Origin of the sequence: Halobellus captivus (assembly GCF_007655485.1) — an archaeon.
Taxonomy (GTDB): Archaea; Halobacteriota; Halobacteria; order Halobacteriales; family Haloferacaceae; genus Haloquadratum; species Haloquadratum captivum.
Genome location: NZ_VJXQ01000001.1, coordinates 184,233 through 200,249 on the forward strand (window position 1 = coordinate 184,233; position 16,017 = coordinate 200,249).

Below are 16,017 nucleotides of genomic sequence, written 5' to 3' on the forward strand. Positions count from 1 at the left end.
GCGGTCACCTCACTGGTAGTCCACCTCGCCCTCTCCCTCGCCGATCCACGCGCCGCGGTCGGGTTCGCGGGAGTTGAGCGGGTCGATATCCTTGTACCACGGGACGTTCTTCAGCTGCTCTTTGTTGTAGACGAAGTCGTCTTTCGTGTCGGCGACGAACTCGAAGTTCTGCGTGAGCAGGATTGCGTCGACGGGGCAGACCTCCTCGCAGAGTCGGCAGTAGATGCACTGCCCGATGTGGAGGTTGTACTGCTCGCCGTTGCGCTGGTCGTCCTGAACGATCTGGATCGTGTCGTTCGGACAGACGTTCTCGCACTGTCGACACCAGATACAGCGCTCCTGGCTGAACTTGTGGACCCCGCGGAACCGCGGGCTCACTTCGGGTGCGACGTCCGGGTACTCGACCGTGAACGTCTCGCCGTCCAGTGCGTGCTTCATCGTCGTCGCCATCGATTTGAGTACGCCGATCATGCTATCACTCCCACGATTACGGCCGTGAGCACCAAGTTCGCAAAGGAGAGCACGAGCATCCCCTTCCAGCCGACATCGAGGAACTGATCGATGCGGAGGCGGGGGATCGCCGAGCGCGCCCACTGGGTGAACAGGTAGAATCCCCAGATCTTGATCAGGAACCACACGAATCCCGGCAGGACCGGTCCGGCCGGACCGCCGAGGAACAGCGTCGCCGCCAGCGCGCCGCCGAGGAAGATGTGGATGAACTCGCCGAGGTAAATGAGCACGAAGTAGACCGAGGAGTACTCGGTCTGATACCCGGCGACGATCTCGGTCGGCGCTTCCGGCACGTCGAAGGGGTTGCGACCGACTTCCGCGAGGTTCGCGACCACGAACAGCACGAACGCGAACGGGTTGACGAACGCGAACCACTGGGGAACCGTGACTCCCGCGATCGTCAGCAGCGGTTCGGTCTGCTGGGCGACGATCTCGCTCATCTGTAGCGTGCCGGTGAAGATGATCACCGACGCCGCGGTGACGATGAGCGGGATCTCGTAGGCGATGTTCGATGCGATCGCGCGCAGGCCGCCGATGAGCGAGTACTTGTTGTTCGACGCGTAGCCCATCATCACGAGTCCGAGCGACGCGATCGACGAGGCCGCGAACGCGAACACCGCGCCGGTTTCGGGGTCGGCGAGGTGGATGCCGTTGCCCATCGGAATCACGGCGAAGCCGAGCAGCGCCGAGAACGGAACGAGAAGCGGGCCGAGGTCGTACGCGGGTCGGTCGACGCCCTCCGGAATGATGAGCTCTTTCGAGAGCAGTCGGACGGCGTCGGCGATGATCACGGCGAGGCCGAATGGACCGACGCGGTTGACCGCGATTCGATCCGTGAACGCCGCGGTGATCTTCCGCTTGGCCCACGGACCGGCGATAGCCGTCTGTACCAAGAGGAGATTCGCGATCAGGAACGCGCCGAGCAGACCGCCGACGATCTGTCCGACCGTCCCGGAGAGCCCGAGGAGTCCGGCGATTCGCTCGGGGAGAAGTATCTCCGATTGCAGCGGCAGCATCACCGGTCCACCTCACCGAGTACGATGTCGAGGCTCCCGAGCGACGCGACCATGTCCGGGATGTACTCGCCGTTACTCATCTCGGGCAGCGTCTGCAGGTTCGAGAAGCACGGACTGCGGATCTTGAACCGGCCGGGCTTCTCGGTGCCGTCCGCGCGGATGTAGATGCCGAGTTCGCCCTTCGCGCCCTCGACGGCGCGGTAGATCTCTTTGTCATCGTCTGGGCGGAGGGTCCGCGGCACGTTCGCCTGGATGTTCCGCTCCTCTTCGGGCCAGTCTTCGAGCAGGTCGACGCACTGCTCGATGATCTTCGCGGACTCTTCGACCTCTCGCATCCGAACGAGCAGGCGACTGAAATTGTCGCAGCCGTCCTCGGTGATGACGTCCCACTCCAGTTCGTCGTAGTAGCCGTAGGGGTCGTCGCGTCGGAGGTCGTAGTCGATGCCGGAGCCGCGCGCGACGGGGCCCGTCGCGCCGTAGGACTTCGCGACCTCCGGCGGGAGGACGCCCGTGTCGATCGTCCGCGACTGCAGGATCTCGTTGGACGTGATGAGGTCGTGGTACTCCTCGACAGCTTCCGGAAGGTCGTCCAGGAAGTCGCGGATCAGCTCGAAGAACTCGTCGCGGGGCTCGGGGAGGTCCCAGACGACGCCGCCCAGCCGGAAGTAGTTGAACATCATCCGCTGGCCGGTGAGATCTTCGAGGATGTTCTGGGTCTTCTCTCGGTCGCGCATCGCGTACATAAAGATCGCCGTGAAGTCGCCGTAGACGTCGAGAGCGAAGGTTCCGACGGCGAGCATATGCGAACAGATGCGACAGAGTTCCGCGCCCATCGTCCGGATGATCTGCGCGTACTCCGGAACCTCGATATCGTTGAGATCCTCGGCCGCGCGGGCGTACGCCCACTCGTTGAGGAGCCCCGACGACGCGTAGTCCCAGCGGTCCGGGTACGGCATTATCTGGTGGCGGTACGTCTTCGTCTGACACATCTGCTCCTCGCAGCGGTGGAGATAGCCGATGTCGGGGTCGACGTCGGCGACCTGCTCGCCGTCGAGGACCGTCTTGACGTGGAGCACGCCGTGGGTCGCGGGGTGGTGCGGTCCGATGTTGACGTACATCGTGTCGCCCTCGTCCTCGCGGTGGTCCTCGGCGAGCGGGTTCTCCCACTCTTTGAGCGTGACGATCTGCGGTCGGTCCTGATCGTAGTTCTGCGAGAGCGGGTGGCCCTGCCACGTGTCCGGCAGGAGGATCCGACGGAGATCGGGGTGGTCGTCGTAGTCGATGCCGATCAGGTCGTAGGCCTCCCGCTCGTGCCAGTCGGCCGTCCGGAACACCGGTTCGGCGGACTCGCTGACGGGGTCGTCCTTCGCCGTCGGGACGATGACGCTCACTTCGCGCTGTCGGTCGTCGAAGCTGGTGAGGTGGTAGATCGATTCGTAGCGATCCTCGCGCTCCTCGGCGGTGACGCAGGAGAGGTGGTCGAACCCGGCCTCATCGCGGAGGCGGGTGAGCGTCTCCTGCACCGTGTCGGGTCGGATGACGAACCCGGGCGCGTTGACGTGCTCCTCGCGATCGACGACGAGGTCGCCGAGGAGGTCGGCGATCTCGTCGCCCTCGGTCGGTAGCACTTCGACCGCACCGTCTTCGGGGGTCGGCTCTTCGAGGCTCATGGCGAATCAGCCCAGTTGTATCGCATCACGAGGTCGTCCTCGTCGATCTGCTCGGCGAGTTTGTCGACGATCTCGTCCTGTTCGAGGTCGTTGAACTGTTCGAGTTCGTACGGCTTCACCGTCACCGGGCTCGACTCGCCTTCGGCGATGCGCTGCTGCAGCTTCGCGACGCCGTAGATGAGCGCTTCAGGACGCGGGGGACAGCCGGGGACGTGGATGTCCACGGGGATGACCTCCTCTGCGCCCTTGATGACGTTATAGCCCTCCTGGAACGGGCCGCCCGAAATCGTACAGGAGCCCATCCCGACGACGAACTTCGGCTCGGGCATCTGGTCGTAGACGCGCTTCATCCGCGGGGCGAACTTCGAGACGATCGTCCCGGGGACGATGATGACGTCCGCCTGCCGCGGCGATGCACGGGGAACCCCGGCCGCGAACCGGTCGAGGTCGTGCTTCACCGAGTAGGTGTGCATCATCTCGATGCTGCAGCAGGCGATTCCGAACTGCAGCATAAACATCGAGGAACCGCGGACCCAGTTCATGAAGTTGTCGAACTTCGTGAGGATGAACGGCGAAGAGCCGAACGCCTCCCGAAGTTTCGAGTTGAACCGGTTGTCCGCACCGGCGCCCGTCATTCGGGCGTCCCGCGTCTCGGTCTGTACCTGCGTGTCGTCCGTGACGAATGGTGTATCTCGTTCGCTACTCATGCGTTTCTCTCCGTCTTCCGGCGGTTCGCCAGCGGGCTTTTGACCCACTCGACTGCGCCGTTGCGCCACGCCCAGACCAGTCCGACGACGAGCACGCCGACGAATGCGAGCATCGGCAGCAGGACCGTCGAGAGGGCAACGCCCTGGTCCAGTGCGGGCCGATAGATCACGGCCCACGGGAAGATGAGAACGGTTTCGACGTCGAACACGACGAACAACAGCGCGACCATGTAGTACTGGATGTTAAACTGGACGCGCGCCGTGCCGGTCGGTATCTCACCGCTCTCGTAGGTGGCGCGTTTACCTTGTTCGGGAACCGACGGGCGAAGTATCGCCGAAACCGCCATCATCCCGAGCGGGATTCCGACGGCGACGAGCCCAAGGGCCCCGATTGCTATCCATTCACTCATTCCGTAGTCTCCCTGACGTTCGAGGGTTAGAAGCGCCCCCCCATAAGCGTTGATTTATACCGCGGAGAGAGTCGCGGGGGCCGAAGCCGCCGCCTACTCCTCGTTTCGGCTTTCCACATACGAATCGACGCCGAGGTCGTGGAGGTCGCGGGAGTCGCGAGCGACCCGCCCGACGAGCGACTCGTGATACTCGACGAGCCGCTCGCGCAGTTCGTCGTGCTCGCGAGAGAGAATCTGTGCGGCGGACAGCGCCGCGTTGAACGACTTGCCCGCGTCGACGGCGACGATCGGCGCGCCGGTCGGCATCCCGATCACGGAGTCGACGGACTTCTCCTGCACCGGCACGCCGACGACCGGAATCGGATACGCGATCGAGGCGGTCATATTCGGTAGATCGGCTGACTTCCCGCCCGCGCCCGCGATCACGACGTCCAGGCCGCGCGCTTCGGTGGTCTCGCCGTACGCGTACATCAGCTCCGGCGTCCGGTGCGCGGAGACGACGTACGTCTCGTAGGTGAAGCGCGCGTCGGGCGCGTCGTGGAAGTCGGTCTGTTCGTCGAAACCGAGTTCCGCGAGCGCCTCGTGCGCGCCGGACATCACGTCGAGGTCCGAGTCCGAACCCATAATGATCCCGACGTCGGGCGTCGTCTCGGGATCGATGTCGGCGTCGGCTTCCGCGCGGAGTCGATCGATCAGGTCCTGTACGGTCACGTCGCTCTCGTCGTCTGGCGTGTAGTCGGTCATCACTGTCTCCTTTGTGGCGGCCGCCCAAAACGAGCGGTGGTCGCGCGGATCGCCCGCTCCCGACGATCAGTCATTCGGACGTCGACGCGTCTCTGAGTCATTCGAACGTCAACGCATCTCTGGTTTCTCTCGCGTGCACGAGGAGATCGTCGACATCGACGGGCGCGCCGTCGCTTCTCTCGCCGTCACCGGTCAGCGTGAGGTGGCCCATCTTCCGCAGCGGGCGCACCTCGTCTTTGCCGTACCAGTGCAGCGAGGCGTCCGGATCTTCCAGGACGGCCTCGACGTTTCCGAGTCGCGCTGGCTGCGTCTTTTCGACGGTGCCGAGCACGTTCGCCATCACGGTCGGACAGCGGAGTCGGGTCGAACCCAGCGGCCACCCGAGGACGGCGCGGACGTGCTGTTCGAACTGGGAGGTGCGCGCGCCTTCGATCGTCCAGTGTCCGGAGTTGTGCGGACGCGGGGCGATCTCGTTGACCAGGATCTCTCCGTCTCCGGTCTCGAATAGCTCGATCCCGAAGACGCCGCGCCCGGAGAGCGTCGAGAGGACGTCGCGGGCGACGTCCTCGGCTCGCTGCAGTACTGCGTCTGTCGTGCGCGCGGGCAGGATCGTCTCTCGGAGGATCTCCGCCTCGTGGACGTTCTCGCCCGCGGGGAACGTCCGGACGTCGCCGTCTCCCTGCACGGCGATCACCGACAGCTCCCGCTCGAAGTCGACGAACGTCTCGGCCATCGCGGGGCCGCCGATCTCCTCTATCGCCTCGTCCGCGTCGTCGGGATCCGTAACGGGGACGTTACCGCGGCCGTCGTAGCCGCCGGTGCGGGCTTTCAGCATCACGGAACCGAACGCCGCCAACGCGTCTCTGAGGTCGTCGGCGTCGTCGACCCGTCGGAACGGCGGGATCGGAACGCCAGCGTCTTCGAGCGCGCGCTTCTGCACGAGCTTGTCCTCGATGGTTTCGAGCGTCGACGGCGCGGGGTTCACGGAGAGGTCGAACTCGTCGGCGACCTCGTCTAACAGCGCCGAATCGGCGAGTTCGATCTCGAACGTCAGCGCGTCGACGCGCGAGGCGAGTTCGCGAAACGCCTCGGGGTCGTCGAAGTCGCCGACGATCTGATCGCGGGCGACCGGCGAGGCGGGACACTCGGGCGTCGGATCGAGAACGATCACCTCGACGCCGAGCGGGGCGGCCGCCTCGGCGAGCATCCGACCGAGTTGGCCGCCGCCGACGACGCCGAGCGTGGGTCCGGGTACGGTGACGGTCACGGGCGACCGTACTGGACGATACTGAATAAAGGTTGCCGAATCCCACCGCCGAATATACACACACGTGCGTAATTGGTAGTGTGTACTGAACACGGACTGCCGTCTGCGGAGTTGAATGCGAACCGCGTCTGCGAGGGTGAATGCGAACTGCCAGCCGCGGAAGGTCGTCCGCCGCTTACGTATCCGGGTTCGACGGTCCGTCCGGCGCGTACTCCGGCGCGACGCGCTGCAGTTCTTCACGCTCGACGAACACGACGACGTTGTCGCCCCAGAGGCGGAACTTGTGCTCGAAGGCGGCGTATCCGGAGAGCTCCCGGGAGACGGCGTCGCGGTCGTGGTCCTTCGCGATCACGACTGGCGGCGGGTCCGAGAGCGTCTCCCCGAGGTCGGCGTCGGGCGACGAACTGGTGACGTTCGCATCGGCGCGTTCGAGATACCACGGCAGCGGCAGTCGGTCGTGCCACGCGGGCCCGCCCGGCGGCGCGGTCGCTAACGAGGACTCGTCGCGCACGTAGAACAGCGTCTCGTCGCTTCCGGGTGCTCGCGTCCCGACGAACAGCACGTCCGCCCCCTCGTCGTTGGCGGCTGCGACCTCGCCGACGACCTCCATCGTCGGTTTCAGCGCGTTCTCCGGCTGCGCCCACTGGAGTACCTGCTTGTCGGCCTCATCGGCGGAATTGAAGTACGCGGCGTTCGCCCCCGCGACGCCGCCGACTGCCGAGAGCAGGATGAGCGCGGCGAGTCCGACGCTCACAGCGTCGCCCGTCTCCAGCGCGTCGCGCGCGGAGTCGACGACGAACGCGATCCCGACGGCCGCCGGAACGGCCAGCGGCACGACGACGTGGACCGCGGCCCACGGGGCCTGAATGTCGGTCGCGATCGGATAGCCGAAGAGCGACGCGATCGCCCAGTACGTCGCGAACGTGACCGGCTCCCGCGGGCCGTCGCCGTAGAGTCCGTAGCGATCCGCGACGATCCCCAGCAGGCCGAACGCCAGGAGCGCCGGAGCGCCGTAGACCAGCGTCTCTCCGAGGTCGGAGAGGTAGGGGAGGTACGGGTGGTCCTGATGACCGCCGCCGCCCCACGTCTCGGTGAGCTTCTCGGCCGCGCCGACGGTCCCGGCGTTGAGGACGTCCGGAAGCTGCGCCGGATTCGCGAACGCCTGCCAGAGATCCGGTCGCGGCGCATAGAAGAACACGGTGATTGCGAGAAAGAGTGCGACCGCCCCGACGGCCGTCGAAGCGACACGCACGAGCGAGGCCCGCGGCGTCGATCCGTGCGCCGCGAGTCGCGCGCCGAGAGACGCGCGCCACCGGGTGAAGACGCTACGTCCCGATTCCCCGCGGGCCCGCGCGCCGAGCAGCCGATGATCCGCGAGCAGCGCGCCCGCACCCAGGAAGCAGAGCACGTACAGCAGGGCGTTCGCTTTCGTCGTGAAAGCGAGCGCGAGGGCCGCGGTCGCGGGGAACGCGTACCGGAGTCGACCGGTGTCGAAGCCGCGGACGACGAACCCGAGCGCGACGACGGAAAACGCCGCCACGAGGACGTCGTTGCGCATAAACCGCGAGTAGTAAACGACCAGCGGATTCAGCGCGAGCACCGCCGCGAGCGCGACGAGCTCGGCGTCGCGAAGCCGCTCGCGGAACAGCCACGCCGCCAGCGGAAACAGCCCGCCGACGAGCGCGACCGGGAGGCGAGCCGTGAAATCCGTGACCGGGAGCAGGACGAACAGCCAGTCGTTGACGATCGGGAGGAACGGCCCGTGAACGATCGGTCGATAGGTGTGCACGCCGGTCTCGTGATACCGGAGGATCCAGTAGCCGACGCGGCCCTCGTCCCAGTGGAAGATCCGGCCGCCGAGCGCGACGAGTCGGAGTGCGAGCGCGACGACGGTGAATCCCAGGACGCCGAACAGCGCGCGGCGTCGGTCCGCCACCTCGTCATCGCGTTCGAGATGAGTGGACGATTCGTCGCTGTTGACGCGGGTAGACGGCTCGTCGCCATCGATGTGAGAAGACGAATCGTCGCCATCGACGCGAGTGGACGATTCACCGTCGCTCTCGGCGGATTCGGGCTCGGAATCGCCGCTTCCGACCGGGTCGGGAACGCGACGCTCGTCGGGGGAGGGATCGCCGTCGGCCTCGCAGGGGCCCTCGTCAGGGCTCATTGGTGATACGTGCTCTCCTGTTCGTTACAACTCTTGTGTTTGATCTCGACCGTCAGGAATCGCTGGGGAGCTCCGAAATCGCTCAACGTCTCAACTGCGAAACCGCTTGTGCTCGCCGCGATCCTGTGCCGATACCTCTTTGACGTCCCCGCGGAACCGCATCGGTATGGTAACGCTCGGATTAGTGGTGGCCGAATTCAACGCCTCGGTCACCGATCGGATGGCGGCGGCGGCGCGGGAGGCCGCCGCGGAACGAAACGTCGAGATCGCAGCGGAACTGTCGGTGCCCGGCGCGTACGACTCGCCGCTGGCGGCGGACCGGCTCGCGCGGCGCGACGACGTCGACGCCGTGTCGGTCGTCGGCGCGATCGTCACCGGCGACACGGACCACGACCGCGTCATCGCCGACGCGACGGCGAAATCGCTCACGGAAGTCAGCTTGGACCGCGACGTTCCAGTCACGTTCGGCGTCTCCGGCCCAGGACAGAGCGGGGCCGAAGCGCGGGAGCGAGTCGAGAAAGGTGCGGAAGCGGTAAACGCCGCGGTTGATATGGTGGAGACGTTAGTATGAGTTTCGACTTCGCGGACCGCGTCGAACGGGTCGAACCGAGCGCGACGCTGGCGATCAGCAACAAGGCGAGCGAACTGGAAGCGGAAGGCGTCGACGTCGTCGACCTCTCGGTCGGCGCGCCCGACTTCCCGACGCCCGAGAACATCGTCGAGGCCGGGAAAAACGCGATGGACGCCGGGCACACGGGATACACCTCGTCGAACGGGATCCCGGCGCTCAAGGAAGCGATCGCCGCGAAGCTCCGCGACGACGGCGTCGACGCGGAGAGCGACGAGGTGATCGTCACGCCCGGCGCGAAGCAGGCGCTCTTCGAGACGATCCAGACGTTGATTGATGACGGAGACGAGGTCGCCTTACTCGACCCCGCGTGGGTCTCCTACGAGGCGATGGTGAAGCTCTCGGGCGGGTCGCTCAACCGCGTCGACCTCGCGCCCTACGACTTCCAACTCGAACCCGCGCTCGACGACCTTGCGGACGCCGTCTCCGACGACACGGAACTGCTCGTCGTCAACTCCCCGTCGAACCCGACCGGCGCAGTCTACTCCGACGCGGCGCTGGAAGGCGTCCGCGACCTCGCCGTCCAGCACGACATCACCGTCATCTCAGACGAGATCTACCAGGAGATCACCTACGGCGTCGAGCCCACGAGCCTCGGCTCGCTGGAGGGGATGGAGGACAGAACGGTCACAATCAACGGCTTCTCGAAGGCCTACTCGATGACCGGCTGGCGGCTCGGCTACCTCCACGCGCCCGAATCGCTGGTCTCGCAGGCCGCGAAGCTGCACTCGCATTCGGTCTCCTGCGCCGTGAACTTCGTCCAGCACGCCGGAGTCGAGGCGATCGAAAACACCGACGAGGCGGTCACGGAGATGCGCGACGCGTTCCGCGCGCGCCGCGATATGCTCTCGGAGCTGTTCGCCGAGCACGACGTCGACGTCCCCGTGGGCGACGGGGCGTTCTACATGATGCTGCCCGTCGATGAAAACGATCAGGAGTGGTGCGCGGGCGCGATCGAGGACGCCCACGTCGCGACCGTTCCCGGGTCAGCGTTCGGCTCGCCCGGCTACGCACGGATCTCCTACGCCGCCAGCGAGGAGCGGCTTCGGGAGGCGGTCGAACGCCTCGCCGAACACGGCTACCTGTAAGTCGGCGACGCCGCACGCGCTGGCACAAGCTGCCGAACGTGCCGACACAAGCTATTTCGTCCGTGGATTCCACCTCTCAGCCGTTGGTTTCCCTTCCCAGCGAACGCGCCCGCTCCGTCTGGCGACGGACCTTCGACCTCGGGTGGCCGGTCGCCGTCCAGCAGACGCTCAACACGCTGATGCGGACGGTCGATATCCTGGTCACCGGCTTCTTCTCGCCGGTCGCCGTCGCGGCGATCGGCCTCGCGGATCTCTACTCGCGCATCCCCCTCCGGATCGGTATGGGACTCGGGAGCGGCGCGATCGCGCTCTCCAGTCAGGAGACCGGACGCGGTGACGACGTCACGCGGGACCGCGCAGTCACGCAGGCGCTGCTCATCGGTGCGCTTTGCGGGATTCCGCTGGTAATCGTTGGGCTGCTGTTCAGCCGGGGATTGATCGGCCTGCTCGGGGCCGAGGCCGACGTCGCTCGCGAGGGAGGCCGCTACCTGACGATCGTGTTCGCCGCCGCGCCGATGCGTATCGTGGGCTTCGTCGGCGCGCGTGCACTGCAGGGGACCGGCGACACCCGAACGCCGATGCTGATCAACGGCGGGGCGACCGGGCTCAACATCCTGCTGTCGATCGCGCTCGGTCTCGGGTTGGCCGGTGCACCTCGGCTGGGAATCGTCGGCGTCGGCATCGCCACGGCCGTCGGGCGGACGGTGGAAGCCGTCCTCGTCGTCGGCGTCTTTCTCAGCGGTCGAACGGCGGTGTCGCTCGTGTGGCCCAGAGGAACCCTCCTCGCCAGGCAGCTGCTCGAAGTGAGCGTTCCCGACATCGTCGGCGGGCTGAGCACCGAGGTCGCGAACTTCCCGTTCAACTCGCTCGTCCTCCTGTTCGGTACTGAGGCCAACGCCGCCTATCACATCGCCAATCGGATCTACCAGCAGTTCACCGCGCCGTTCTTCCGTGCGTTCCGAACCGTCGCGAGCGTCCTCGTCGGACAGGAGTTGGGTGCCGGACGCCCGGCGGAGGCGCGCGAGACGGCAAGCGTCATCTCCCTGTTCAGTCTCGGGACGCTCGGCGCGATCGGCGTGCTGCTGTTCGTCGCCGCGGAGCCGCTGGCGACGCTTTTCACCCGCGACGCGGCGACGATCGGCTACGCGACCGACTTCAACCGCACCTTCGCGCTCTCGATGGCGTTCATCGGGCTGTATTTCCCCTTCTCGGGCGCGCTGAAGGGCGCGGGCGACACGCGAACGCCGTTCTACGCGGGCGTCGTCGGCTCGTACGTGTTTCTCCTCGGCTCGTCGTACCTACTCGCGGTCACGCTCGGCTTCGGACTCACGGGAGTCTTCGCCGGGATCGTGCTCTCCTACGCCGCGCGCGCGGTCATCGTCGGCGTCGAAATCCTCGGCGACGACTGGACGGCGTTGGCCGCGCGCCTTATCGCCGAACGCGAGGCCGCAGACGAGTAGTCCGACGGCACTACGTCGCGTGGTGGTCCGACGAGACTACGTCGCGGGGTCGACCGCCTCACTCAGTTCGAGCAGTCGATTTCGGAGTTCGTCCGCCGAACCGGCGAACAGTCGACACATCGCCTCCTTCCCGCGGGCACCGCGGTCGAAGACCGCGTCGGGAACTGATTCCCGTCCGTCCATCGCCCGCTCGACCGTCCATGACATCGTGTCCCCCTCGCGCTTCTCCGTCGGATCGGCCCCGGGTTCGCTCCTGCGATCCACTTCGACGGCATCGAAGCGGTCACCGACGGCCGCGGCGACGCAGTCATCCAGTCTCACGTTAGCCGCGGCGGTGACCGCGGGATCGTACGCCCGCGCCGCGAGCAGAAGCCGCGCGACGTGACTCGATGCCCCGAGCCGCGCGCCACCCGCCGTGGCGATCCCGTCGCTGGTCCGGTGGAGCCGCCCCTCCACGGCGGCGACCTCCTCGGCTCCCATCGCGTACGGCGTTGCGACGGCGACGTTCAAGCCGACTTCGGGGACGAGCGCGGAGATGTCGCCCTCCCGCAGCGATCCGACGACCTCACGGACGGCTGCGACCGCGTCGTACCGGGCCGCACCGTTGTGGAGCCCCGCCGAGTGATGGACTGGTCCGTCGCCCCCGCCGACGTCCAGCCCGTACCGGACCGCGCGATCGATGACGGCTTCGGCCCGGTCGACCGCCGCGTCGAGTTCCGCTCCCGCGGCGAGGCTCGCTGCCACCGCCGACGAGAGAGTACAGCCGCTCCCGTGGGTGTTCGCCGTGTCGCGACGCGGCTTCCGGAACGTCCCTACCTCGCCGTCGGCGTAGAGCACGTCCACGAGTTTCTCGTCCGCGAGGTGGCCGCCGGTTACGAGGGCGGCATCGGGTCCCGTTTCAACCAACGCCTCGGCGGCCGCGCGCATCCCCTGCTCGTCCGTAATCGTCTCTCCCGTGAGAACTTCCGCTTCCGGGAGGTTCGGCGTGACGAGGGTCGCTTCTGGGAGCAGCGTCTCTCTGATCGTCTCCTCCGCTTCGGCGGCGAGGAGCCGATCGCCGCTCTGTGCGACCATCACGGGATCGACGACGAGCGGGAAGTCGCAGTCGGCGAGGGAGTCCGCGACCGTCTCGATGATCTCCGCCGAGCCGAGCATTCCCGTCTTCGCGGCTCCCACGTCGAAATCGTCGACGACCGCGCGGATCTGCGCCTCCACTACGCCCGTCGAGACGGTTTCGATGGCCGCGACGCCTTGCGTGTTCTGCGCGGTGACGCCGGTGAGGGCGCTGGTGCCGAAGACACCGAGCGCCTCCATCGTCTTGAGATCCGCCTGCACCCCCGCGCCCCCACCGCTGTCAGATCCCGCGATCGTCAGCGCGACGTCCCGACCGGTCATCGTTGGACCTCCGACCGCACTTTCGAGCCCGATTTCGGGCATTCCGGTAGCAGTCCGTGAAACTTCGCGGTCGTCGAACGCGACTCGCCCAACCGAGGCCCCGGGACGAACACTCAGCACACCTCCCCGGCGGTCCGCTTCGATCGATCCGCATCATCCTCCTCGTGCGGCCACCGCTCCTCCGTATAGGACATCTCCCAGAATGCGTATTCGAGTTCGGCGCTCCGTCGGAACGCCGACTCCATCTCCGCTCGGAGCGACGGGTGCGTCTCCGCGCAGTGGTCGACTACCTCCCGCATCCAAGCGACCGACTCGCGGAACGCATCGCTCGTGTACTTCTCGATGAACGGCGTGTAACGGTGCTCGCCGTCCGCTCGAGCGGCCATCTCAGCTGCGACGTCCAAGTAGCCTTGTCCGCAGGGGTAAACCGCCGCCACGCCGACGGGGAACGGCCGCTCCCGCGCAGTCCGTAGCAGGAAGTTCGTGTACGCCTCGCAAGTGGGAGTCTTCCGAGCCCCGGCCAACTCCTCCGGTGAAAGTCCGTATTCGGCGGCGAACGATCGGTGGAGATCCATCTCCTCGCCAACGACCCGTGTCGCGACCTCGAAGCAGCGCCCCATCGTCGATTCTCCGTTCGCTTTCGTCCCGAGAATCGCGAAGGTCCGCGCGTAATCGAGCAGGTAGCGGTAGTCCTGTTCGAGCCACGTGCGAAACGCCGACTCATCGAGAGTTCCGGCCGCCAACTCGCGGACGAAGGGATGCTCGAACTGCGCTTTCCAGAGGTCATCCTCGATGTCCACGAGGTACTCGCTGAAGTCCATCTCTGCCGGGAGTATTCGGTCCGGCGTGTTATAACTAATGTATACAACTAACTAATATTCAGGGTGGGGATCGGTTCGACACGGATAACGCTAAAGTCGAGGAGACAGTGTCGCTCGGTTACAGTTCGACGAGGTGGTCGGTCCACGCTCGGAGACGTTTCAGCGTCGTCCGCTCGTTCCGGGAGACGGGGTCGTCGCTCCCGAGTTCCCCGCCCTCGAAGGCGTTGCAGACGACGACTTCCGCACCCGCACAGTACTCGAAGAGCGCCGCGGCGTCGAGTTCGTCACCGGCCTGAAACGGGATCGTCGCGTCGTTGACGAAGACGGCTCGCGGGCCGGTCGGGGCCGACTCGATGACCGCTCGCGATCGACGCGCGTTCTCGGTTGCGAGCGCGAGCGTTTCGGCCGTCGTCTCCCCGGTGGCCCGTGGCGCGTGGGCCTCGATCGAACCGTACCAGACGGCCTCCGGCACATCGGTGAACCGCGTGAGCCGACCGCCCAGCAACACCCCATCGCGCTCGATCTCCGGGGCGAAGTCGAGCGCGACGATGCCGTCGGTTCCCCGGTCGGTCGTCCACCTGTCGAGCGCCCGCACGGTCGTCCGGGTCTTCCCCGCGTTCGAGGGCCCGGTCACGAGTGTCCGACCGGAGAGCGGGAACGGCAGTTCGGTCATCTCAGTCGGCCCACTCGGGTGACGACGAGCGCCCTCCGAGTCGCTCGCGGGCGTACCTCGCGAACAACGCCGCGGTCGCGATCCCGAGGAGAAGCGCGAACCCCAAGACGGCCCCCGAGAGAGCCGTGACCCCCCCAGCGAGTTGTTCGCGTACGAAGTTGGCCGCGAGCGCCCCCGAAACCGCGAGGAGCGCGACGCCACCGACGTTTCCGAGCGTCGCGGGCGGTCGCGACACCGCGGCAGAGTTGAGGAGGTAGATCACGAGGGCGATGGCGAAGGGCGTCCCGACGGTTCCCAGCGCCAGCACGAGCACGAGCTGGCCGAGCACCTGTCCGCCGATGACCGCGCCGAATCCCGACAGGAGCGCGACCGCCGCGAGCAACGCGCGGTACCGCGCGTCTTCGACCGTCGTCCCCCAGCCCAGTTTGTCCGCCAGGACGAACGGCGGAACGATCGTGTTGCCGCCGAGCGTCGAGACCGCCGCGCCGCCGAGACCCAGGAGGAAGAGCCACCTCGCGTGCTCGCCGACGAGCGGACCGAGCGCCTCCGCCGCCGCGACGGTGCTCAGGTTCGGGTCCGTGAGTACGCTGGCGGCGACGAGGAAGATGGCGACGCTGTAGACGCCGAAGGCGACGAGCATCGACGCGGCCACGTCGAACGTCGCGAGCCCGTACTCCCGTTCGGACCAACCGCGGGCCCGCATCGTGTAGGAATGCATCGTGATGAGCGTGACGTGGACCGCACCGCCGAGAATGCCCGCGGCCACCAGCGCAGTCCCGCCGGGAAGGGTCGGAACGAATCCGCCCGCGGCGGCCCATGGATCGATCGGCACGACGGCTAGCGAGGCGACGAACGCCAACACGACGAGCGCGACGAGGACTTTCGCCAGCGTCTCCAGCAGGTCGTAGCCGCGCCCCGCCAGACCCAGCGCGAGCACGACCGCCCAGAGCGCGCCCCAGACCCGAGCGTCGACCCCTGTAATCGTCGCCGAAACACTCGCGAGCGTGTTCATAATGACGAGTTGGGCGACGCCCGCGGCGAGGACCACGTCGACGACGAGGAGCCACGCCCACCGCTCCCCGAGGTAGTCCTCGACGACGTTGACGATGCCCCGCTCGGTGAGCAATCCGAGGCGCATCGCGAGGTACTGCGCGAGCGCCCCCGCGACCGCCGAGAGGACCACAACCCACAGGAGGTCGTACCCGTACCCCGCTCCGGCCGTGATCAGTGTCGCCATCGTCGCCGGTCCGGCCGCGATGGCACCGGCCACCCACGAGGGACCCATCTCACCGCTGTATTCCCGAAGGCGCTGCACCGCGCTCATTCGCGGTCACTCCCGAAGAACTCGTCCAACATCTGTGTACTACTAGCTAATATTCATAAGTAATAAAACCCGGGACTTCGGCTGCTTCTCGGACCGATGGAATCTGCGCCCGCGAGTTTTTATACGTTGACGCCGCC

At 66.7% G+C, this 16,017-nt stretch carries 15 protein-coding genes; 3 read left to right on the forward strand and 12 right to left on the reverse strand.

The window, feature by feature from the left end; genetic code table 11:
- Positions 1 to 9: 9 nt before the first annotated feature.
- From FJT57_RS00875 to FJT57_RS00910, 8 genes are all read right to left on the reverse strand, one after another.
- On the reverse strand, positions 10 to 471 hold the full coding sequence (locus FJT57_RS00875) for a NuoI/complex I 23 kDa subunit family protein (protein WP_049984872.1): 462 nt from the start codon (positions 469 to 471) through the stop codon (positions 10 to 12).
- On the reverse strand, positions 468 to 1,526 hold the full coding sequence (locus tag FJT57_RS00880; RefSeq protein WP_144900926.1) for a complex I subunit 1/NuoH family protein: 1,059 nt from the start codon (positions 1,524 to 1,526) through the stop codon (positions 468 to 470). Before FJT57_RS00880 ends, FJT57_RS00875 begins: the two co-directional genes overlap by 4 nt.
- The gene (locus FJT57_RS00885) at positions 1,526 to 3,196 is read right to left on the reverse strand and encodes an NADH-quinone oxidoreductase subunit D (protein WP_144900927.1); all 1,671 of its coding nucleotides are present in this window, start codon (positions 3,194 to 3,196) and stop codon (positions 1,526 to 1,528) included. The genes FJT57_RS00880 and FJT57_RS00885 overlap by 1 nt, the downstream gene beginning before the upstream one ends.
- Entirely contained in the window at positions 3,193 to 3,903 is a 711-nt protein-coding gene (locus FJT57_RS00890; RefSeq protein WP_144900928.1) for an NADH-quinone oxidoreductase subunit B, read from the reverse strand. The genes FJT57_RS00885 and FJT57_RS00890 overlap by 4 nt, the downstream gene beginning before the upstream one ends.
- Complete coding sequence (locus tag FJT57_RS00895; protein WP_144900929.1) at positions 3,900 to 4,313, reverse strand: NADH-quinone oxidoreductase subunit A; 414 nt, start codon at positions 4,311 to 4,313, stop codon at positions 3,900 to 3,902. Before FJT57_RS00895 ends, FJT57_RS00890 begins: the two co-directional genes overlap by 4 nt.
- Positions 4,314 to 4,406: 93 nt before the next feature.
- The gene (purE, locus tag FJT57_RS00900; protein ID WP_144900930.1) at positions 4,407 to 5,057 is read right to left on the reverse strand and encodes a 5-(carboxyamino)imidazole ribonucleotide mutase; all 651 of its coding nucleotides are present in this window, start codon (positions 5,055 to 5,057) and stop codon (positions 4,407 to 4,409) included.
- A gap of 97 nt (positions 5,058 to 5,154) precedes the next feature.
- A complete protein-coding gene (locus FJT57_RS00905; protein ID WP_144900931.1) occupies positions 5,155 to 6,324 on the reverse strand; it encodes a 5-(carboxyamino)imidazole ribonucleotide synthase in 1,170 nt (389 codons plus the stop codon).
- Between the two features lie 175 nt (positions 6,325 to 6,499).
- Complete coding sequence (locus FJT57_RS00910) at positions 6,500 to 8,491, reverse strand: flippase activity-associated protein Agl23 (protein WP_144900932.1); 1,992 nt, start codon at positions 8,489 to 8,491, stop codon at positions 6,500 to 6,502.
- Between the two features lie 166 nt (positions 8,492 to 8,657).
- Here FJT57_RS00910 and ribH point away from each other — a divergent pair, with 166 nt between their 5' ends.
- The 3 genes from ribH to FJT57_RS00925 all read left to right on the forward strand — a co-directional run bounded on the left by ribH (position 8,658) and on the right by FJT57_RS00925 (position 11,667).
- The gene (gene ribH, locus FJT57_RS00915) at positions 8,658 to 9,062 is read left to right on the forward strand and encodes a 6,7-dimethyl-8-ribityllumazine synthase (RefSeq protein WP_144900933.1); all 405 of its coding nucleotides are present in this window, start codon (positions 8,658 to 8,660) and stop codon (positions 9,060 to 9,062) included.
- Positions 9,059 to 10,207, forward strand: a complete 1,149-nt coding sequence (locus FJT57_RS00920) for a pyridoxal phosphate-dependent aminotransferase (RefSeq protein ID WP_144900934.1) — start codon at positions 9,059 to 9,061, stop codon at positions 10,205 to 10,207. Before ribH ends, FJT57_RS00920 begins: the two co-directional genes overlap by 4 nt.
- A gap of 83 nt (positions 10,208 to 10,290) precedes the next feature.
- Positions 10,291 to 11,667 (forward strand): MATE family efflux transporter, encoded by a 1,377-nt coding sequence (locus FJT57_RS00925; protein WP_203229063.1) that lies wholly within the window; start codon positions 10,291 to 10,293, stop codon positions 11,665 to 11,667.
- 36 nt (positions 11,668 to 11,703) lie between these two features.
- On the opposite strand, the gene thiD is transcribed toward FJT57_RS00925, so the two are convergent.
- From thiD to FJT57_RS00945, 4 genes are all read right to left on the reverse strand, one after another.
- Positions 11,704 to 13,062 (reverse strand): bifunctional hydroxymethylpyrimidine kinase/phosphomethylpyrimidine kinase, encoded by a 1,359-nt coding sequence (gene thiD, locus FJT57_RS00930; protein WP_144900935.1) that lies wholly within the window; start codon positions 13,060 to 13,062, stop codon positions 11,704 to 11,706.
- Between the two features lie 113 nt (positions 13,063 to 13,175).
- Positions 13,176 to 13,883 (reverse strand): thiaminase II, encoded by a 708-nt coding sequence (gene tenA, locus FJT57_RS00935; protein ID WP_144900936.1) that lies wholly within the window; start codon positions 13,881 to 13,883, stop codon positions 13,176 to 13,178.
- Between the two features lie 118 nt (positions 13,884 to 14,001).
- A complete protein-coding gene (locus FJT57_RS00940) occupies positions 14,002 to 14,556 on the reverse strand; it encodes a hypothetical protein (protein WP_144900937.1) in 555 nt (184 codons plus the stop codon).
- A gap of 1 nt (position 14,557) precedes the next feature.
- Positions 14,558 to 15,880, reverse strand: a complete 1,323-nt coding sequence (locus FJT57_RS00945) for an Nramp family divalent metal transporter (protein WP_144900938.1) — start codon at positions 15,878 to 15,880, stop codon at positions 14,558 to 14,560.
- Positions 15,881 to 16,017: the final 137 nt, after the last annotated feature.